Annotated in this window: 17 protein-coding genes; 2 read left to right on the top strand and 15 right to left on the bottom strand. The window is 64.9% G+C overall.

The features are described from left to right. Window positions 1-202: 202 nt before the first annotated feature. Window positions 203-1,156 (top strand): NAD(P)H-dependent flavin oxidoreductase, encoded by a 954-nt coding sequence (locus tag AC6CHO_RS17135; protein ID WP_498216694.1) that lies wholly within the window; start codon window positions 203-205, stop codon window positions 1,154-1,156. 9 nt (window positions 1,157-1,165) lie between these two features. Here the strand turns inward: AC6CHO_RS17135 and panC are convergent, their stop codons facing one another. From panC to dacB, 13 genes are all read right to left on the bottom strand, one after another. Beyond that, window positions 1,166-2,032, bottom strand: a complete 867-nt coding sequence (gene panC / locus AC6CHO_RS17130) for a pantoate--beta-alanine ligase (protein ID WP_498216693.1) — start codon at window positions 2,030-2,032, stop codon at window positions 1,166-1,168. A 4-nt stretch (window positions 2,033-2,036) separates the two neighbouring features. After that, on the bottom strand, window positions 2,037-2,903 hold the full coding sequence (locus AC6CHO_RS17125; RefSeq protein ID WP_498216692.1) for a Rossmann-like and DUF2520 domain-containing protein: 867 nt from the start codon (window positions 2,901-2,903) through the stop codon (window positions 2,037-2,039). A 2-nt stretch (window positions 2,904-2,905) separates the two neighbouring features. Continuing rightward, window positions 2,906-4,243, bottom strand: a complete 1,338-nt coding sequence (locus AC6CHO_RS17120; protein WP_498216691.1) for a PH domain-containing protein — start codon at window positions 4,241-4,243, stop codon at window positions 2,906-2,908. Next, window positions 4,240-4,737 (bottom strand): PH domain-containing protein, encoded by a 498-nt coding sequence (locus tag AC6CHO_RS17115; RefSeq protein WP_498216690.1) that lies wholly within the window; start codon window positions 4,735-4,737, stop codon window positions 4,240-4,242. Before AC6CHO_RS17115 ends, AC6CHO_RS17120 begins: the two co-directional genes overlap by 4 nt. Beyond that, entirely contained in the window at window positions 4,706-5,167 is a 462-nt protein-coding gene (locus tag AC6CHO_RS17110) for a DUF3180 domain-containing protein (RefSeq protein WP_498216689.1), read from the bottom strand. The genes AC6CHO_RS17115 and AC6CHO_RS17110 overlap by 32 nt, the downstream gene beginning before the upstream one ends. Beyond that, window positions 5,164-5,997, bottom strand: a complete 834-nt coding sequence (gene folK / locus AC6CHO_RS17105) for a 2-amino-4-hydroxy-6-hydroxymethyldihydropteridine diphosphokinase (protein ID WP_498216688.1) — start codon at window positions 5,995-5,997, stop codon at window positions 5,164-5,166. Before folK ends, AC6CHO_RS17110 begins: the two co-directional genes overlap by 4 nt. Next, a complete protein-coding gene (gene folP, locus AC6CHO_RS17100) occupies window positions 5,984-6,886 on the bottom strand; it encodes a dihydropteroate synthase (RefSeq protein ID WP_498216687.1) in 903 nt (300 codons plus the stop codon). Before folP ends, folK begins: the two co-directional genes overlap by 14 nt. Before the next feature lie 7 nt (window positions 6,887-6,893). Then, a complete protein-coding gene (gene folE, locus AC6CHO_RS17095; RefSeq protein WP_060700210.1) occupies window positions 6,894-7,472 on the bottom strand; it encodes a GTP cyclohydrolase I FolE in 579 nt (192 codons plus the stop codon). Between the two features lie 9 nt (window positions 7,473-7,481). Further along, entirely contained in the window at window positions 7,482-9,407 is a 1,926-nt protein-coding gene (gene ftsH, locus AC6CHO_RS17090) for an ATP-dependent zinc metalloprotease FtsH (protein WP_498216686.1), read from the bottom strand. A 107-nt stretch (window positions 9,408-9,514) separates the two neighbouring features. Next, window positions 9,515-10,066, bottom strand: a complete 552-nt coding sequence (gene hpt, locus AC6CHO_RS17085; protein WP_444661178.1) for a hypoxanthine phosphoribosyltransferase — start codon at window positions 10,064-10,066, stop codon at window positions 9,515-9,517. A 49-nt stretch (window positions 10,067-10,115) separates the two neighbouring features. Further along, window positions 10,116-11,057, bottom strand: coding sequence for a tRNA lysidine(34) synthetase TilS (gene tilS, locus AC6CHO_RS17080; RefSeq protein ID WP_498216685.1), 942 nt, complete (start codon window positions 11,055-11,057; stop codon window positions 10,116-10,118). After that, entirely contained in the window at window positions 11,054-11,974 is a 921-nt protein-coding gene (locus AC6CHO_RS17075) for a zinc-dependent metalloprotease (protein WP_498216684.1), read from the bottom strand. The genes tilS and AC6CHO_RS17075 overlap by 4 nt, the downstream gene beginning before the upstream one ends. 18 nt (window positions 11,975-11,992) lie before the next feature. Beyond that, window positions 11,993-13,357, bottom strand: a complete 1,365-nt coding sequence (dacB, locus tag AC6CHO_RS17070; RefSeq protein WP_498216683.1) for a D-alanyl-D-alanine carboxypeptidase/D-alanyl-D-alanine endopeptidase — start codon at window positions 13,355-13,357, stop codon at window positions 11,993-11,995. A 97-nt stretch (window positions 13,358-13,454) separates the two neighbouring features. Between dacB and AC6CHO_RS17065 the strand changes: the two genes are divergently transcribed. Then, entirely contained in the window at window positions 13,455-13,934 is a 480-nt protein-coding gene (locus AC6CHO_RS17065) for an inorganic diphosphatase (protein ID WP_105658632.1), read from the top strand. 55 nt (window positions 13,935-13,989) lie between these two features. Here AC6CHO_RS17065 and AC6CHO_RS17060 read toward each other — a convergent pair whose 3' ends face one another. Beyond that, on the bottom strand, window positions 13,990-14,367 hold the full coding sequence (locus AC6CHO_RS17060; protein WP_498216682.1) for a YciI family protein: 378 nt from the start codon (window positions 14,365-14,367) through the stop codon (window positions 13,990-13,992). Between the two features lie 25 nt (window positions 14,368-14,392). Then, window positions 14,393-15,601 carry a DNA recombination protein RmuC gene (locus AC6CHO_RS17055; protein ID WP_498216681.1) on the bottom strand — a complete coding sequence of 403 codons (1,209 nt, stop codon included), beginning with the start codon at window positions 15,599-15,601 and terminating at the stop codon, window positions 14,393-14,395. Between the last annotated feature and the right edge of the window lie 3 nt (window positions 15,602-15,604).

Here is a 15,604-nt window from a genome sequence, read left to right as displayed (position 1 = left end):
TAGCCTACCATGTTTCGTGATCCGGTCAAAACCGGTCGAAACTCTTCGGTGAAAAGTGATTGGCTACCGGGTAAACAACTCGTAGATTCCGTGTTGTTTCCGTTCCGGCAACAGATAAAAACTATACAGAGGTTCCCGCGATGTTACAAATCGAGGGGCCGCGTTCTAGGTCACATCAAGTTTGCTGTTCTAGTCTGGGCACATGAGCGACCTACAACGCCTGCTTGGCTACCGCGAACCAATCTTCAACGCGCCGATGGCAGGAGCAGCAGGGGGCGCCTTGGCCGCTGCCGTTTCGCAGACTGGCGGCGTGGGGATGATCGGGGTATCCGGATCGCCAATCAAGGAGTGGATCGAGGAACAGGCAGGATACGTTGCCGCTCTGGATTCGCCCTGGGGCGTCGGCTTCATGGCCTGGTCCTTGGAGACCGACCTATCCCCGCTGGAGAGCTTCCTCGAATTCTCCCCATCGCTGGTCTCGCTGAGCTTCGGTGATGTCTCCCGAGGTGCAGCGTTGGCTCACGAGGCGGGGGTGCTCACCGCTATGCAGGTAGGCAACGCAGCAGAGCTGGATCGGGCCATGGAAGATGACATCGACATCATCATTGCTCGCGGCGGCGAAGGCGGCGGGCATGGGCGCAATGAATCCGGCACGCTGCCTCTCCTGCAGCTAGCCACTGCGCAACAGCTGAAGCCGGTAGTGGCCGCGGGTGGCGTTGGCACCGCCCGCGGGGTCGCTGCGGTGCTTGCCGCCGGGGCCCAGGCTGCCTGGGTCGGCACCCGCTTCCTCTCCGCAGCAGAGTCGCTGGGACATGAGAGTTTCAAGGCTGCCGTACGCCAGGCCGGCATGGACGACACCACCTATACCCGTGCCTTTGATATCGCCCAGCAACTTCCATGGCCCGCCGAGTTCGGCGGCCGCGCCCTGCGCAACCAGTTCAGCGACAGCCATGAGGACCTGTCCTCATGGGAAGCGAGCGGCGCACTGCGTGATCAGATGGTGCAGGCCCGCGCGGATGCGCAGCCAGATATGGCCCCGGTTTATGCCGGCCAGGCGGTGCAGTTTGTGCAGACGGCGCAAACCGCAGGCGAAGTCATGGCCGAGCTGGCGGGCTTCCGGCAGATCTTGAACGACACGGCTCGCCGTTTCGCCTAGGGCCTGGGACTAGAGCGGCTGGTTGTCGATCAGCCGCACCTTGCCGACTGTGGCCGCCACCAGGATGAGGCCCTCGCCGGTGAAAGGGGTGTCCTGGCAGTTGAAGGCCAGCTCCTGGAGGGTGTTCGGGTCAACCACCACGAAGTAGTCCAGTTCAACCAGCGGTTCCATCTGGAACAAGCCGATGGCGTCCTCGATATCCAATGGCTCATGGCGGGCGGCCCGATCGGCGATGAGCTTGATCGCCCGGTGCAATACCAGGGCCGCTTCCTTCTCTTCTTCGCTGAGCAGCGCATTGCGGCTGGAGAGGGCCAGGCCCTTTTCGCTGCGCACGATCGGCACCAGGCGAAGCTGCACCGGGTAGTCCAGGTCCGCCACCATGCGGCGGATCAGCACTACCTGCTGGGCATCCTTTTGCCCGAAGTACGCGCGGTACTCGCCTTGGCGCGGGTCGGCCAGGTGCAGGAGCTTGGAGACAACGGCCAGCATGCCATCAAAATGGCCGGGCCGGGAAGCGCCTTCATACAGCTCGCCCATGGTTCCGGAGTTCAGCTGGATCAGCGGCAGGCCGGCGTGGTAGACCTCGCTGGCCTCGGGAGCAAAAATAATGTCGACCCCCGCTGCGCCGGCCAGCTGCGCATCCGCTTCAAGCTGGCGCGGGTAGCGGGCGTAGTCGGTGGCATCGTTGAACTGCAGCTCGTTGACAAAGATCGAGATGACAACCAGTTCGTTCTCTTCACGGGCGGCGCTGAAGAGGGATGCGTGGCCGGCGTGCAGGGCTCCCATGGTGGGCACAAAGCCCAATGATCCCGGGTTGGCTTGGGCAATGGCAGCCTTCAGCTCGGCACGGGTTTTACAGATCTTGGGGGTTTTCACCCTTCTATTCTAGAACTCGCAGCAGTTCTTCGAGCGTGCCCTGCGAGATCAGCCCGCGTGATCCCGCGCGCAGGGCGGTGGCACGCGAGAGGCTGCGGTAGGAATTATTGGTCTCGGCCGGATCGCTGGCCAGGGCCTGGAGGTGTGCGGCCACGGTGCCGATATCTCCCCGGGCCACCGGGCCGGTCAGCGCCCCGGCCCCGGAACGCAGGGCGTTATCCAGGCTGGCACCCATCAGCGCGCGCAAGGTATTGGCCGGATCCTCAACGCCGATGCGGCGCAGGATGTCCGCGGACTGCGCGGTGATGGTGTTCAGGTGGTTGGCCGCGTGGGCCAGGGCCGCGTGATAGCTGGCCCGGTCGGCCTCGGCGATCACCACCGGTTCGGCGCGCATTTCCACCACCAGCGCCTGGGCCACCGGCAGCATGATCTCATCGGCGGTGACCGCGAAAACGCAGTCGGTGAGCCGCGCCAGGTCCATGCTCATGCCGGTGAAGGTCATCGCCGGGTGGATCGCCAGGCCAAAAGCCCCGGCGTCCAGGGCCGGCTGCAATATGGAGGTGCCGTAGCGCCCGGCGGTATGGGCGATCAGCTGCCCGGACTGGATGTGGCCGGCCGCGGCGAGCCCGGCGACCAGATCGCCGAGCACATCATCCGGCACCGCAAAAAGCACCAGTTCGCTGCGGCGCAGGATTTCTGCCGGATCCAGCAGCTCAACGCCGGGCAGCAGCGCGTCGGCGCGAACCCGGGAGGCCTCGGAGACCGCGTGGATGCCGGTAATCCGGTGCCCGCTGGCTGCCAGCGCGGCGCCAAGCACGGTGCCGACCTTGCCGGCGGAGATGATGCCGATTCCCAATCGTGGTGCGTCCACTTCTACCTCTCAACCTGGCGTGCTGCTTGGGCCAGGGTAAATTCCGCTGCAACCTGCGCATCAACCTGATGCAGGTAGCCGATGATATTTCCGCCAGCGCAATACAGCCGGACCCCGGCCAGCTTGCGCTTCTGTTCCCATGGCCCCTGCCGGAACTCCGTTCCCTGGACCCGGGCATGCAGGACAAAGCTGGCGGTGCGGGCCAGCCACCCGTAGCGGGAAATCACAGTGGTGCCGGTGGCCAAAAAGCCCTGGTGCTTCCACGCTCCCGGGGAAAGCGCCCTGGCCCGGGGCGGGGACCCGATGAATCCGTGCTCGTACCCGGTGCTCACCGCGGTGGACAGGACCTCGCGCTGGTTGCTGATCCCCAGATCGGGCAGCAGGATGCCCATGATGCGGGCCACCGATTCAAAATCCCCGACCGGCAGCACCTGCAGGTTATCCAGGTCATCGCTTTTGGTGCCCAGCACGTTCACTTCCACCTTGTACCAGCCCAGTAGCCGCCACAACAGCGGTGCGGTGACCGAGATGGCCTGCACCCGTCCGGTGGGGATGGAGTGCTGGCGGGTGTCAGCCAGTCCGTAGCTGATGCGCATGCCGGTGTCCGAGGCGCTGGCGGTGTAGTTCCAGCCCTGGTTCAGCTGCTTGTAGAACCAGCCGCCGAAGCTGAGCAGGATCGGCAGGACGGCGGCGATGATGCCCTGGACGCCGCTGAGCCACAGGATCACGATGGCCACGCAGGCCAGGGTGCCGATCACGACCGGCAACTGGAGGAACAGCGAGGCCAGCAGCCGGGTGCCTGGAACCTTGGCCATCAGCGGCGCTGCCGGGGGCGCGGCTTCGCCCGCGGTGGCGGCCGGTTCGCTGGCGGGCTGTCCGGCGGCCCGCTGCAAGATCAGCTGGCGCAGCGCATGGGCGTCGGCCTTGGTCAGGAAGGCCAGGCGCAGCACCGATTCGGAGGCGTCGGCCACGTCGAAGCGCAGCTCGGCCAGGCCAAGGAGCCGGGCGAGCAGCGGCTGGGCGATGTCGATGCCCTGCACCTTGTCGATGCGAGCCTGCTTCTGGCTGCGGAAGATCGTCCCCGAGTTCACGTAGACATGCGAAGAGGTGAGCTTGTAGCGGGTGAAGTACCAGGACAGGAAGTAGAACACGAGCACCACCAGCAGCGCCAAGCCAGCCAGGGCGACCGTCCAGATCAGCCGGTCCCCGGCAAAGCGCTCGGCCAGGGAGAGCTCATCGGTGTTCTGCCAGTAGATGTATAGCAGGCCCACAATGGCCAGCCAGCCGCGCACGAAGGGGCTGGCCGGATGCACCCGCTGCCATTCCTCGTCCTGCCTCACAGCATTTTCTCTTCGCCGGCGGCCACAAGACGCTCGCGCAGCGCTTGGCCCTGGGCCTCGGGCAATCCGTAGACGTGCGCGGTGGCCCCGGCTCCTGCGGTATTCAGCGTCAATTGGCACAATCCATAGCGGCGTTCCACCGGGCCGCTGTTGACCTCGACATATTGCATGCGCCCGTAGGGGATGACCAGCTGCTTGCGCCACATCACCCCGGAGCGGACCACGAAGTCCTCCTCGCGTTCCAGGTAGCCCAGGGCCTGGACCTGGCGGCGCAGGATGCGCAGGATCAGCAGCGCAATCACCAGCACCAGGGCCACTGGCATGATGGCCAGCCACAGGGCCACCTTCACGCCGGTGGCCAGAAGCACGCCCGGGATGAGGCAGGCCAGCAGGATCAGCCCCCAGGCCACCGCCCAGGTGGTGAGCTTGACCTTGAAGTAGGCGGGGTCGGCGGGGGTGAAGCTATTCGGTGACCACGGAATCGTTGGTGCCATCGGTATCCTCCGGAGGTAGCTTGCACAGATGCTGGACAATATAGCCGACGATCACCATCAGCACCCCGGCACCGGCCAGCACCAGTGCGCGGGTCAGCGTGGGGCTCTGGCCACTGGCCAGCCACAGGGTGATGATGGCCGGCACGTGCCAGCCGGTGATGACCGCGCCGGCGTAGGCCGAGGCCTGGGCCAGCACCAGGGTGCGGGCCGCAGCGATCGGCTCGAAGTGGGATTTGCCCATCGAGGAGCGCTTGACCCTGATCCCCAGGAACAGGATCACCGCGCAGACCGCGCCCAGCGAGTACAGGGCCGAGTAGTCCAGCACCGGGGCGTAGCGGCCGGCGGCGGTGAGCACGCGCAGCGCGATCCAGCCGGCGAAGGCCCCGATCACCGCGCACCACAGCACCCAGCGCAGCTTCAGCTTGGTCATAGCCGGATGATGTCCTTGGTATCGGCGGCGCTGGCGGCCAGGCGGGAGACCAGCTGGCCGTCAAGGACCGCGTCGGGGTCCATCCAGCTCCATGGGGCCAGCACGAATCCGCGGATGGCTGCCCGCGGGTGCGGCAGGGTCAGGCGCTCATCTTCCAGGCGCAGCTGGTCGTAGGCGATCAAATCCAGGTCCAGGGTGCGGGCTTCCCAGCGCACTTCGCGGGTCCGGTGGTGCTTGGCTTCGATGCGCTGGCACAAGTCCAGCAGCTCATGGGCCGAACGCCGGGTGCGCACTTCGATGACCTGGTTGGTGTAGTCCGGCTGGTCCGGCGGGCCGCCCACCGGCTTGGTGATGGCCAGCGGCGAGGCCTTGAGGATTTCCAGTTCTTCGCCCAGATCCTTCACCGCCTGGGCCAAGGTGGCCTGCGGGTCGCCGAGGTTGGCGCCCAGGGCAATGATCGCGGTGTGCTGCTTTTGGCGTCGGGTCAGCGAGATGGTGACATCGCTGAAGGGCACCGGGATCGGGGCCTGCGGCTTGTGCACCACCACATCGATTTGTTGCACGCCGGGGTAGGCCGCGAGGATCGCCTCGGCGATTTCGCTGCCCAGCTTCTCGATCAGGTCCCAGGGCCCGGCCTGGATCTGCTCGACCACCAGCTCGCTGACTTCGCCGTAGTGCACGGTGTCCGCCACGTTGTCGCTGGCGGCTGCGCGGGTGATGTCCACGTGCAGCACCACGTCAATGATGAACTTCTGGCCGTCGCGCTTTTCATGGTCGAAAACCCCATGGTAGCCGGTGGCAGAAATCCCGTAGATGCTAATGCGATCCATAGGCCTTCACGACTTCAATGGCGTCGCGGCTGCCCACTACGTCATGCACGCGCACGGCCCAGGCCTGGTCCCTGGCGGCCAGCGCGGTGGTGGCCGCGGTGGCGGCATCGCGCTGCAGCGGGGCCCGGCTGGTGCCGGACTCGGCCAGCAGCTCGCCGAGGAAGCGCTTGCGGCTGGTGCCGATCAGCACCCGGTGGCCCAGCTCCTCGAGGGCATCCAGGCGGCCCAGCAGCGCCCAGTTGTGTTCGGCGTCCTTGGCAAAGCCCAGTCCCGGATCGATGATGATCTGTTCCGGGGCCACGCCCTTGGCCACGAATTCATCGCGCAGGGTGCGCAGTTCGCCGATGACTTCGGCGACCACATTCTCGTAGTTCGCTTCGGCCACCATGGACTGCGCGGTGCCGCGGCGGTGCATCAGCACGTAGGGCACGCCGGTCTCGGCGATCAGCTCGGGCATGCCGGCTTCGTAGGTCAGCCCGGAGACGTCGTTGATGATGTGCGCGCCGGCGTTGATGGCTGCGCGGGCGGTAGATACGTGCATGGTGTCCACCGAGACGATCGCTCCGGCCTTCACCAGGGTTTCGATGACCGGGATGATGCGCGATTGCTCCAGGGCAGGATCAATATCCTTGGCGCCCGGGCGGGTGGATTCGCCGCCCACGTCGATGATGTCGGCGCCGGAGTACAGCAGCTTGAGCCCGCGGTCGATCGCCGCGTCGGCGGACAGGTACTGTCCGCCATCGGAGAAGGAGTCCTCGGTGACGTTCAGGATGCCCATGACCAGGGTGCGGCCGGTGGGCAGGTCTGCCAGGGTCTTGACCTTGGACTTGCGGATCACGGGCAGGGGGCTGGTATTCGGGCCGGTGCCCGGGATGGCGCCTAGCGACATGGGGTTCCTACTTTCCGAGGATCAGGCTCATGGCTTCGGCGCGGGTGGCGGTTTCCCGCAGCTGGCCGCGCACCGCACTGGTCACGGTCTTCGCTCCGGGCTTTTGCACCCCGCGCATGGACATGCACATGTGCTCGCATTCGACGACGACGATCGCGCCGGCCGGGTTCAGGTGCTCCACCAGCGAATCGACGATCTGCGTGGTCAGGCGCTCCTGGACCTGCGGGCGGCGGGCGTAGACCTCGACCAGCCGGGCCAGCTTGGACAGCCCGGTGACCTTGCCGCCCTTGCCTGGGATGTAGCCGATATGCGCCGATCCGTAGAAGGGCACCAGGTGGTGCTCGCAGGTCGAGTAGAACGGGATGTCCTTGACCAGGACCATCTCGTCATGCTCGATGTCGAAAGTGGTCGACAGGTGCTCTGCCGCGTTCTGGTGCAAGCCGGCGAAGAATTCCGCGTAGGCCTTGGCCACCCGCTTGGGGGTCTCTGCCAGGCCGTCGCGATCGGGATCTTCGCCAATGGCTTCCAGGATCTCGCGGACGGCTGCCGCGATCCGCGGCTGATCGATCTGTTCTAGTTCACTCACGCTTCGATCCTAGTCGGTCGAGGAAGCTGCGCGCTCCTTGGGGCTTAATACCGGGCCTTCTGAGTGGACCGGACGCCCCTCATTGCTCAGCCACACATCGCGCACCTCGCGCTTTTGCAGGTCGGAGAAGATCTCGGCGATTTCCTTCTGGTTCAGCGTCTCGCGCTCCAGCAGGGCCAGCGCCAGGCGGTCGAGCACATGGCGGTTGGCCGTGAGCGCCTGGTAGGCGTCGTTATGCGCCTGCTCGATCAGCTCGCGCACTTCCTGGTCCACCAGGTGCGCCATCTCCTCGGAGAATTCGCGCTGGGCTCCGCCCATCTGCTGGTCCGCGGCCGAGCCGGCCAGGCGCACCGCGCCGACCTTTTCGCTCATGCCGTATTCGGTGACCATCTTGCGGGCCGTGGAGGTGGCCTTCTCGATGTCGTTGGATGCGCCGGTGGATGGATCGTGGAAGACGATCTCCTCGGCCACGCGCCCGCCCATGGCGTAGGCCATTTGGTCCAGCAGCTCGTTGCGGGTCACCGAGTACTTGTCCGACTCGGGCACCACCATGGTGTAGCCCAGGGCGCGGCCGCGCGGCAGGATGGTGATCTTGGTGACCGGAGCGGTCTGGTTCATGGCCGCGGCCACCAGGGCGTGGCCGCCCTCGTGGTAGGCGGTGACCTTGCGCTCGTGCTCGTCCATCAGCCGGGTGCGCTTCTGCGGGCCGGCCATCACGCGGTCGATGGCCTCGTCCAGCGCGCGGTCGTCGATCAGGTTCGCGTTGGAGCGGGCGGTGAGCAGCGCGGCTTCGTTGAGCACGTTGGCCAAATCGGCGCCGGTGTAGCCCGGGGTCTTCTTGGCCACGGCGTTCAAATCCACGGTGGCATCCATCGGCTTGCCCTTGACGTGGACCTGCAGGATCTGCTCGCGGCCCTTCAGATCCGGTGCCTCCACCGGGATCTGGCGGTCGAAGCGGCCCGGGCGCAGCAGCGCCGGGTCCAGCACGTCCGGGCGGTTGGTGGCGGCGATCAGGATGACGTTGGTGGTGGCGTCGAATCCGTCCATTTCCACCAGCAGCTGGTTCAGGGTCTGCTCGCGCTCGTCGTTGCCGCCGCCGATGCCGGCGCCGCGATGGCGTCCGACGGCGTCGATCTCGTCAACGAAGATGATTGCCGGGGAGTTGTTCTTGGCCTGTTCGAACAGGTCGCGGACGCGGCTGGCGCCCACGCCGACAAACATTTCGACGAAGTCAGAGCCGGAAATCGAGTAGAACGGCACCTGGGCCTCGCCGGCGACGGCCTTGGCCAGCAGGGTCTTGCCGGTGCCCGGAGGGCCGTAGAGCAGCACGCCCTTGGGGATCTTCGCGCCCACGGCCTGGAACTTGGCAGGTTCCTGCAGGAACTCCTTGATTTCGTGGAGCTCCTCCACGGCCTCGTCGGCGCCGGCGACGTCCTTGAAGGTCACCTGCGGCATGTCCTTGGTGATCAGCTTCGCCTTGGACTTGCCGAACTGCATGACCTTGGAGCCGCCGCCCTGGGAGCGGGCGAGGATGAACCAGAAGATTCCGGCGATCAGCAGGAACGGGATGATCACGCCCAGCATCGAGAGCAGCCAGTTGCTCTGGACCGGCTGATCGGTGAACTTGCCCGGTTCGGCCTTGTTGATCGCGTTGACCACCTGTTCGGCGCGCGCGGTGGAGTAGTAGAAGCTCACCGTGTTGCCCTTGTCCACGCCATCAACCTTCAGCGCATCGCGCAGCTTCAAATCGACCCGCTGGTCCCCGTCGAACATCTTGGCTTCGGTGACATTGCCACCGGCCAGCTGCTGCAGGCCCACCGAGGTGTCCACCTTCGCAGAGCTATTGCCGAAAACCATCGGCAAGAACAGCACTACGGCGATAACGCCAACCAGGACCCAAATGATCCAGCTATTAAAAAGCTTCTTTGTTTTCATTGATCCGCAAGGCCCCGCGCCTCACGCATCCCCCTCACGCACTGCTCTGGCGTCCGGGTCACGCCACCTTCGATACTTCTCAACGCCCTCGTGGCGAAAAAAGTTCCCTACTGGTAGATGTGCGGAGCCAAAGTGCCCACGCAATCGAGGTTGCGGTACTTTTCCGCATAGTCCAGGCCGTAGCCCACGACAAATTCGTTCGGGATGTCCATGCCGACATACTTGACGTCGATCTCGACCTTGGCGGCCTCCGGCTTGCGCAGCAGGGTGCAGATTTCCACCGAGGCCGGGCCGCGGGATTCCAGATTGGACTTCAGCCAGGACAGGGTCAAGCCGGAGTCGATGATGTCCTCGACGATCAGCACGTGCTTGCCCATCAGATCAGAATCCAGGTCCTTGAGGATGCGCACCACGCCGGAGGACTGGGTACCCGAGCCGTAGGAGGAGACTGCCATCCAGTCCATGGTCAGGTGCGAATTCAGTGCGCGGACCAGATCGGCCATGATCATCACGGCACCCTTGAGCACACCCACAACGAGAATGTCGCGGCCCTCGTAGTCCTTGTCGATCTGCGCGGCGAGTTCCGCCACGCGAGCCTGGATTTCTTCCTTGGTGTACAGAACATGCGCCAGATCGGCTTTGACTGCAGTGGAATCCACGAGGGTTCTCCTGATTCTAGAGGTGTGGTACTTACCTAGAGTGCCACATTTAGCGAAGTGTTGTTGAGCCGGTGCTCGTGAAAACGATCACCGGACCTCGCCGGAAGGCGCTGATTTTTCCATCCAGCTGCACCGGACCAGCGGATTTGGACTTGGGCCCGCCGATTCCGGCCAGCGCGCACAGCGCCTGTGTTCGCTCATGGCCCAGATTTTTTGCGCCGGCTTCGAGGGCGCCGAGCCGCACTACCCGCGAGGCCACGGCCTGCGGGAGCCCGGACAGCGCGCGCAGCTGAAGCCCGTGCTGTTCCTTGGCCTGCTGTGCCCACAGGTCCAGGGCGTCGGCGTCGGCGGCAGCCAGTGCGGCGGTGCGGGCCAGGGCTTCGGGCAGATGCTCGCCGAGCTGTTCGCGCAGCAACGGCAGCGTGGCATGCCGGATCAGGTTCCGCCGGTAGCCCGTGTCCGAATTGCTCGGGTCCTCCCAGTATTCGATGCCCGCCTCGCGGCAGATCTCTTCGGTCTGCTTCCGGGTCAGCTCAAGCAGGGGCCGGCGGTAGGGGCCGCGTTCGGCCGGGATTCCGGCCAGGGACCTGGTGCCTGAACCGCGCACCAGCCCGAGCAGCACCTGCTCGGCCTGATCATCGCGGGTGTGCGCGAGCAAGAGCTGCCGGGCGCCGGTGCTGGCCAGCGCCTGCTCGAATTGCCCGTAGCGTGCGGCGCGGGCCGAGGCTTCATCGCCGGCGGTGCTCACCGGGCAGACCAGCACCGGATCCAGGCCCAGCTCGCGGCATTGCCCGGCAGCCTGCGCGGCGACCTGTGCGCTGTCCGGCTGCAGGCCGTGGTCCACAATCACCGCGCCGAAGGCCCCGGGCAGGGTGGCGGCGGCAATGGCCAGGGCCAGGGAGTCGGCACCGCCGGAGACCCCGATCAGCGCCAGTCCCGGCGAGGTGGCCCGGGCAATCGCGGCGCGCGCTGCGTGCAAAGCGTGGCTCATCGGGTGCGGGCCAGCCAGCGTTCTGGGTGATCGAGTTCTTCGGCGCTGGGGAACAGTTCCCGGGAGCTGAAAACCTGGTTGAAGCCTTCATAGCCGATCTCGTCCACCACGTGGCGCACGAACTTGGCTCCGCGCTTGTACTGCAGCGCCTTGGCATCAAGGCCCAGCAGCTTGCCCAGCAGGGTCGCCAGCACTGAACGGTTTTCGCCGCGCGCCTCAAAGCGCCGTCGAATGGTCTTGATGCTGCCAATGCTGGTGACGTCGTTCATGACCACCATGGCATGGCCCTCCAGCACGGACATGATGCTGGTCAACTCGCCGACCTCCGACTTCATGGACTTCAGCCGCTCGCCGAGCTGGTTCATCGACCCTTCATCCTCCAGCGGGCCGAAAGCTTCGGCGAGGATGGACTTCATGACCTCGGGGATCCAGGGCGCATGCTCGAACTGCAGCCGGTGGGTCTGTTCATGGGTGGCAATCCACAGATAGAAATCCCTGGCGTTCAGGTTCAGTTCGCCGCGGATCTGGGTGATGGTCGGGGCGTTGAGCAGCAGCCGGGGCCCGACAAAGGGATCGAATTGGCCCAGCACCCGGGTGCCCAGCACGGAGAGCACCGCGCCGAGCTCGGCCCCGGCCACCGCCGGAACCATGGCGGGAACGTTGGCCTGCTCGGGCAGCATGGCCGCAAAGTTCTGGCTGACCGCCTTGGCCCAGCCGGCGCGGTCCACCACCAGGGTCTGCGAGGGCGCGGTGGAGAGAAGCTTGGAGATCTTCTCGGCCTCGGCTAGCCCTTCACCGGCGGCGATGCGCAATTCTTCGACAATGCGCGCGGCATCCTTCTTGATGATTTTTGGCCCTGCAGGCATCAGCGTCCTGGCGGCATTGGCCGCCAATTTCCAATCGACAACCTGGTTCATCTGCTGCTCCTGCTCCTTTTAGCTCTGGCAGCCGCATCCGCGGATGGCGGTCACTGCAGAGTCGATAATCGGCTTATGCGGCGCGAGTGCTCCGCCCGGCTGGTGGGCAAAAATCGAGAAGGCTAGCAACCGCCCGTCCTGGGTGATGGTCATGCCGGTCAATGTGGCTACCCCGGTCAGGGATCCGGTTTTGGCGCGCACCAGTCCCAGGGTGGACGGCTGGCCCAGGCGCTTCATGAGCGTCCCGTTGTAGCCGGCCACCGGCAGCGAATACACCAGTTCGCGCAATTCAGGCTTGGGGCTGGTGGCCGCCGCGCGCAGCACTGCGGTCAGCGCGGCGGGCGAGATCTTGTCCTGCGCGGCCAGGCCGCTGGTATCGGCCAGATCCGCCCCCTCGGCGCCGTGTTCGCTGGCCACCGCCGCTACCGCTGCTCCGGCCTGCTCCGGGGCCATGCCCCGCTTGATGGCCACCAGCCGCCCCATGGTTTCGGCAATGTAGTTGTCGGAGACCAGCAGCATGTGCTTGATGATCTGGCGCAGCGGGGCGGATTTCACCTCGGCGATCTGCTCCCCGCCCTCATGGGATCCGCGTCCGCCCTCATTGACCTTCACCGAGGCGCCGAGCTCCCTGGCGAAAACCTTGCGGACTTGTTCGGCGGCGTCGGATTGGTAGGCGGTATCGGTGCTTTGACCGGCGCGCCCGGCATAGTGCGCTATCGGGTACACCTCGCCGATGTTATTGGAGGTGAACAGCGACTTGTCCCAGGCGGCATTATTGTGCGCGTCGCCAAATAGCGAATCGTCAAGCCACAGCGAGACTTCGCCAACCCCGCGGGATTCGAGTTCCTTGGCCGTTTGCTCGGCCAGGGTGGCCAGTCCCGCGTAGCCCTTGGGATGTTCGGGGTCTGATTTTCCGTCGCCCAGCAGCACGTCTCCCCCGCCGCGCAGGATCAGGGTGTTTCCATCAAGCAGCACCGAGGTGGACAGCTGGCTATCTCCGCCCAGGGTTTCCAGGGCGGCCAGCGCGGTCACCACCTTCAGGCTGGAGGCCGGGGTGCCGCTGGTGTCGGCGTTGCGGTTATAGAGCACCGTTTCGCTGGCTACGTCGACAACCTGCGCAGTGAAGCTGGTGCCATCGGAGGTGCCAGCGAGGATCGCATCCAGTTGCGCGGTCAGTGCTGCTGTATCCGGCACCGGGGCTTCCGGGTTGAGATCTGCGACGGCGACCGGGTCTTTTTCAGCAACGTGGGCACTGGCCGGCGTGTAGAAGGCTTCGGGTTCACCGGTGAAGAACCGCGGGGCCAGCACCATGGCCAGAATGACTGCAACCACTGCCAGCACAGCCACCCCCAGCGTAATCGCGCGTCGGGCGGCAGTGTTCATATGGTTACATTCCTCTCGAAGTTTTATCGAAGGGGCCCTATGGGGCGATACCCTTATTAGCGGATAACCCTAAGACTAGTTCAGGAGCGTGCTTTTCATGAGCCACGACGTGACCATCGAGATCCCGACCGGATCGCGCGTCAAGTACGAGATCGACCACGAGACCCACCGCCTGCGCCTGGATCGCGTGCTGTTCACCTCGATGCAGTACCCAACCCACTACGGCTACTTCGACGATACCCTGGGCGAAGATGGCGATCCATTGGATGCCATGGTCTTCATCCCGGGTGTTGATTTGATCCCGGGTGTTGTTGTCGAGGCTCGCCCCATCGGCGTCTTCAACATGACCGACGATGGCGGTGGCGATGCCAAGCTGCTGTGCGTTCCTGCGGACAAGCGCTTTGACCACATCAAGGAACTTGAGGACATCGACGAGTGGCTGATCAAGGAGATCGAGCACTTCTTCACCCGCTACAAGGACCTGGAACCAGGCAAGTGGGTCAAGGCCGAGGGCTGGGAAGGCCGCGAGGCTGCCGAGGCCGAGCTGGCTCGCTCCATCGAGCGCTTCAAGGCCTAGTCGCTAGACCTGAACTGCGATGGCGGTGGCCCCTTTTGGGGTCACCGCCATTGCTTTAACTTTCAGGATCGTCCCGGAAGACCCGGACTTCTTGGGCGCAGCGGCTGGCTGCCGCAAGCTTCGCGGCCCAGGCCACCACCTGCTCATAGCCGGCCAGGCCGAGCACCGCATATCCGCCTTCGATATGCGCGGTCTGCGGGCAGGTGCCCTCACGGACCGTCCCGTCCGCTTCCACCATGACCGGAGCGATGCTTTCATCGACGCCGCCACCGAAAATCCAGGCCCCAGCCTCTTTGGCTTCACGCAGAACTTCATGGGTTGCGTGCGCAACGGCTTCCAGGTCACCTTCCGGAATTTCCATGACGGGGCTGGGGAATGAGATGAGGTACTTGAACATCGCTGCTCCTGTGGATGATGCCGCGTGCTGCGCCAAGCGCAGTCCTGCGCGTCGCCCGTTTCTAGGCTTCGGGGAGCAACCCGGTCAGAACGTCCTCTTGGGAGGAGACTTCCATTGTTTGCACGTCACGCAGCGTCTTTTCCAGCACGCGGGTGCGGGTGCCAGCCGCGCTGACGGTATTCTGCGCCGCCGAGAGCTGCTTGCCCAGCTTGTCCCAGACATCCCCGTACTTGCGGAACTCTTCCTTGGCCGCCGAGAGCACCTGCCACACTTCGCTGCTGCGCTTTTCGATGGCCAGTGTCCGGAAGCCCATCTGCAGGGAATTGAGCAGGCTCATCAAAGTTGTTGGCCCGGTGACCAGCACGCGGTGCTCGGTCTGCAGCTTGCTGGCCAGGCCGGGGCTGCGCACAACTTCGGCGAAGAGCCCTTCGGTAGGCAGGTACATGATCGCGAAGTCGGTGCTGTAGGGCGGGGCGATGTACTTGCTGGAGATGAGTTTCGCCTGCTCGATAATCGCCCGGTCCAGGGCCTTGGCCGCCGCATCGATGGCAGCCTTCTCGCCCGCCTCCTGGGCGTCGAGCAAACGCTCATAGTCTTCCTGCGGAAGCTTGGAGTCGATGGGCAGGTAGATGGTTCCCGCTTCTCGCCCGGGCAGGATCACAGCGAACTCCACGACTTCGCGGCTGCCGGGCACCACGGCGACGTTTTGCTCATACTGCTCCGCGGTGAGGATGTCTTCCAGCTGGCGCGAGAGCTGGACTTCGCCCCAGGAGCCGCGGCTCTTCACATTGGTGAGCACGCGCTTGAGCCCGCCGACATCCTGGGCCAGCGACTGCATCTCGCCCAGGCCCTGCTGGACCATTTCCAGCCGCTTGCTGACCAATTCGAAAGACTCGCCCAAGCGCTTCTCCAGGGTTCCCTGCAATTTCTCGTCCACGGTCTCGCGCATCTTTTCCAGCTTGGCTTCGTTGCCCGAACGCAACTTCTCCATTTCCTGCTGGAGCAGATGCTGGATCTGGATGTGCCGGTTGGCGTTGGATTCGCTCATGGCGCTGAGCTTGGCGTCAATCTCGGCGCGCACTTCTGCCATGCCTTGGCGCAGTTCATTGCGCTGGGTTCCCAGCTCTTGGCGCAACTCGGCATTGGCAGCCCGCACGGAGTCCCGAATCTGGACTTCGTCGTTGCCTGACGTGCGGCGGATCAGCAGCAGGGCAATACATGCCGTTGCGAGAATATTAAGGATGACGAGGATTAAAACCGCGATAACCATGAG

It is taken from the genome of Glutamicibacter sp. GQ173 (genome assembly GCF_059759215.1).
This window is presented reverse-complemented; position numbering and strand designations above follow the sequence as displayed.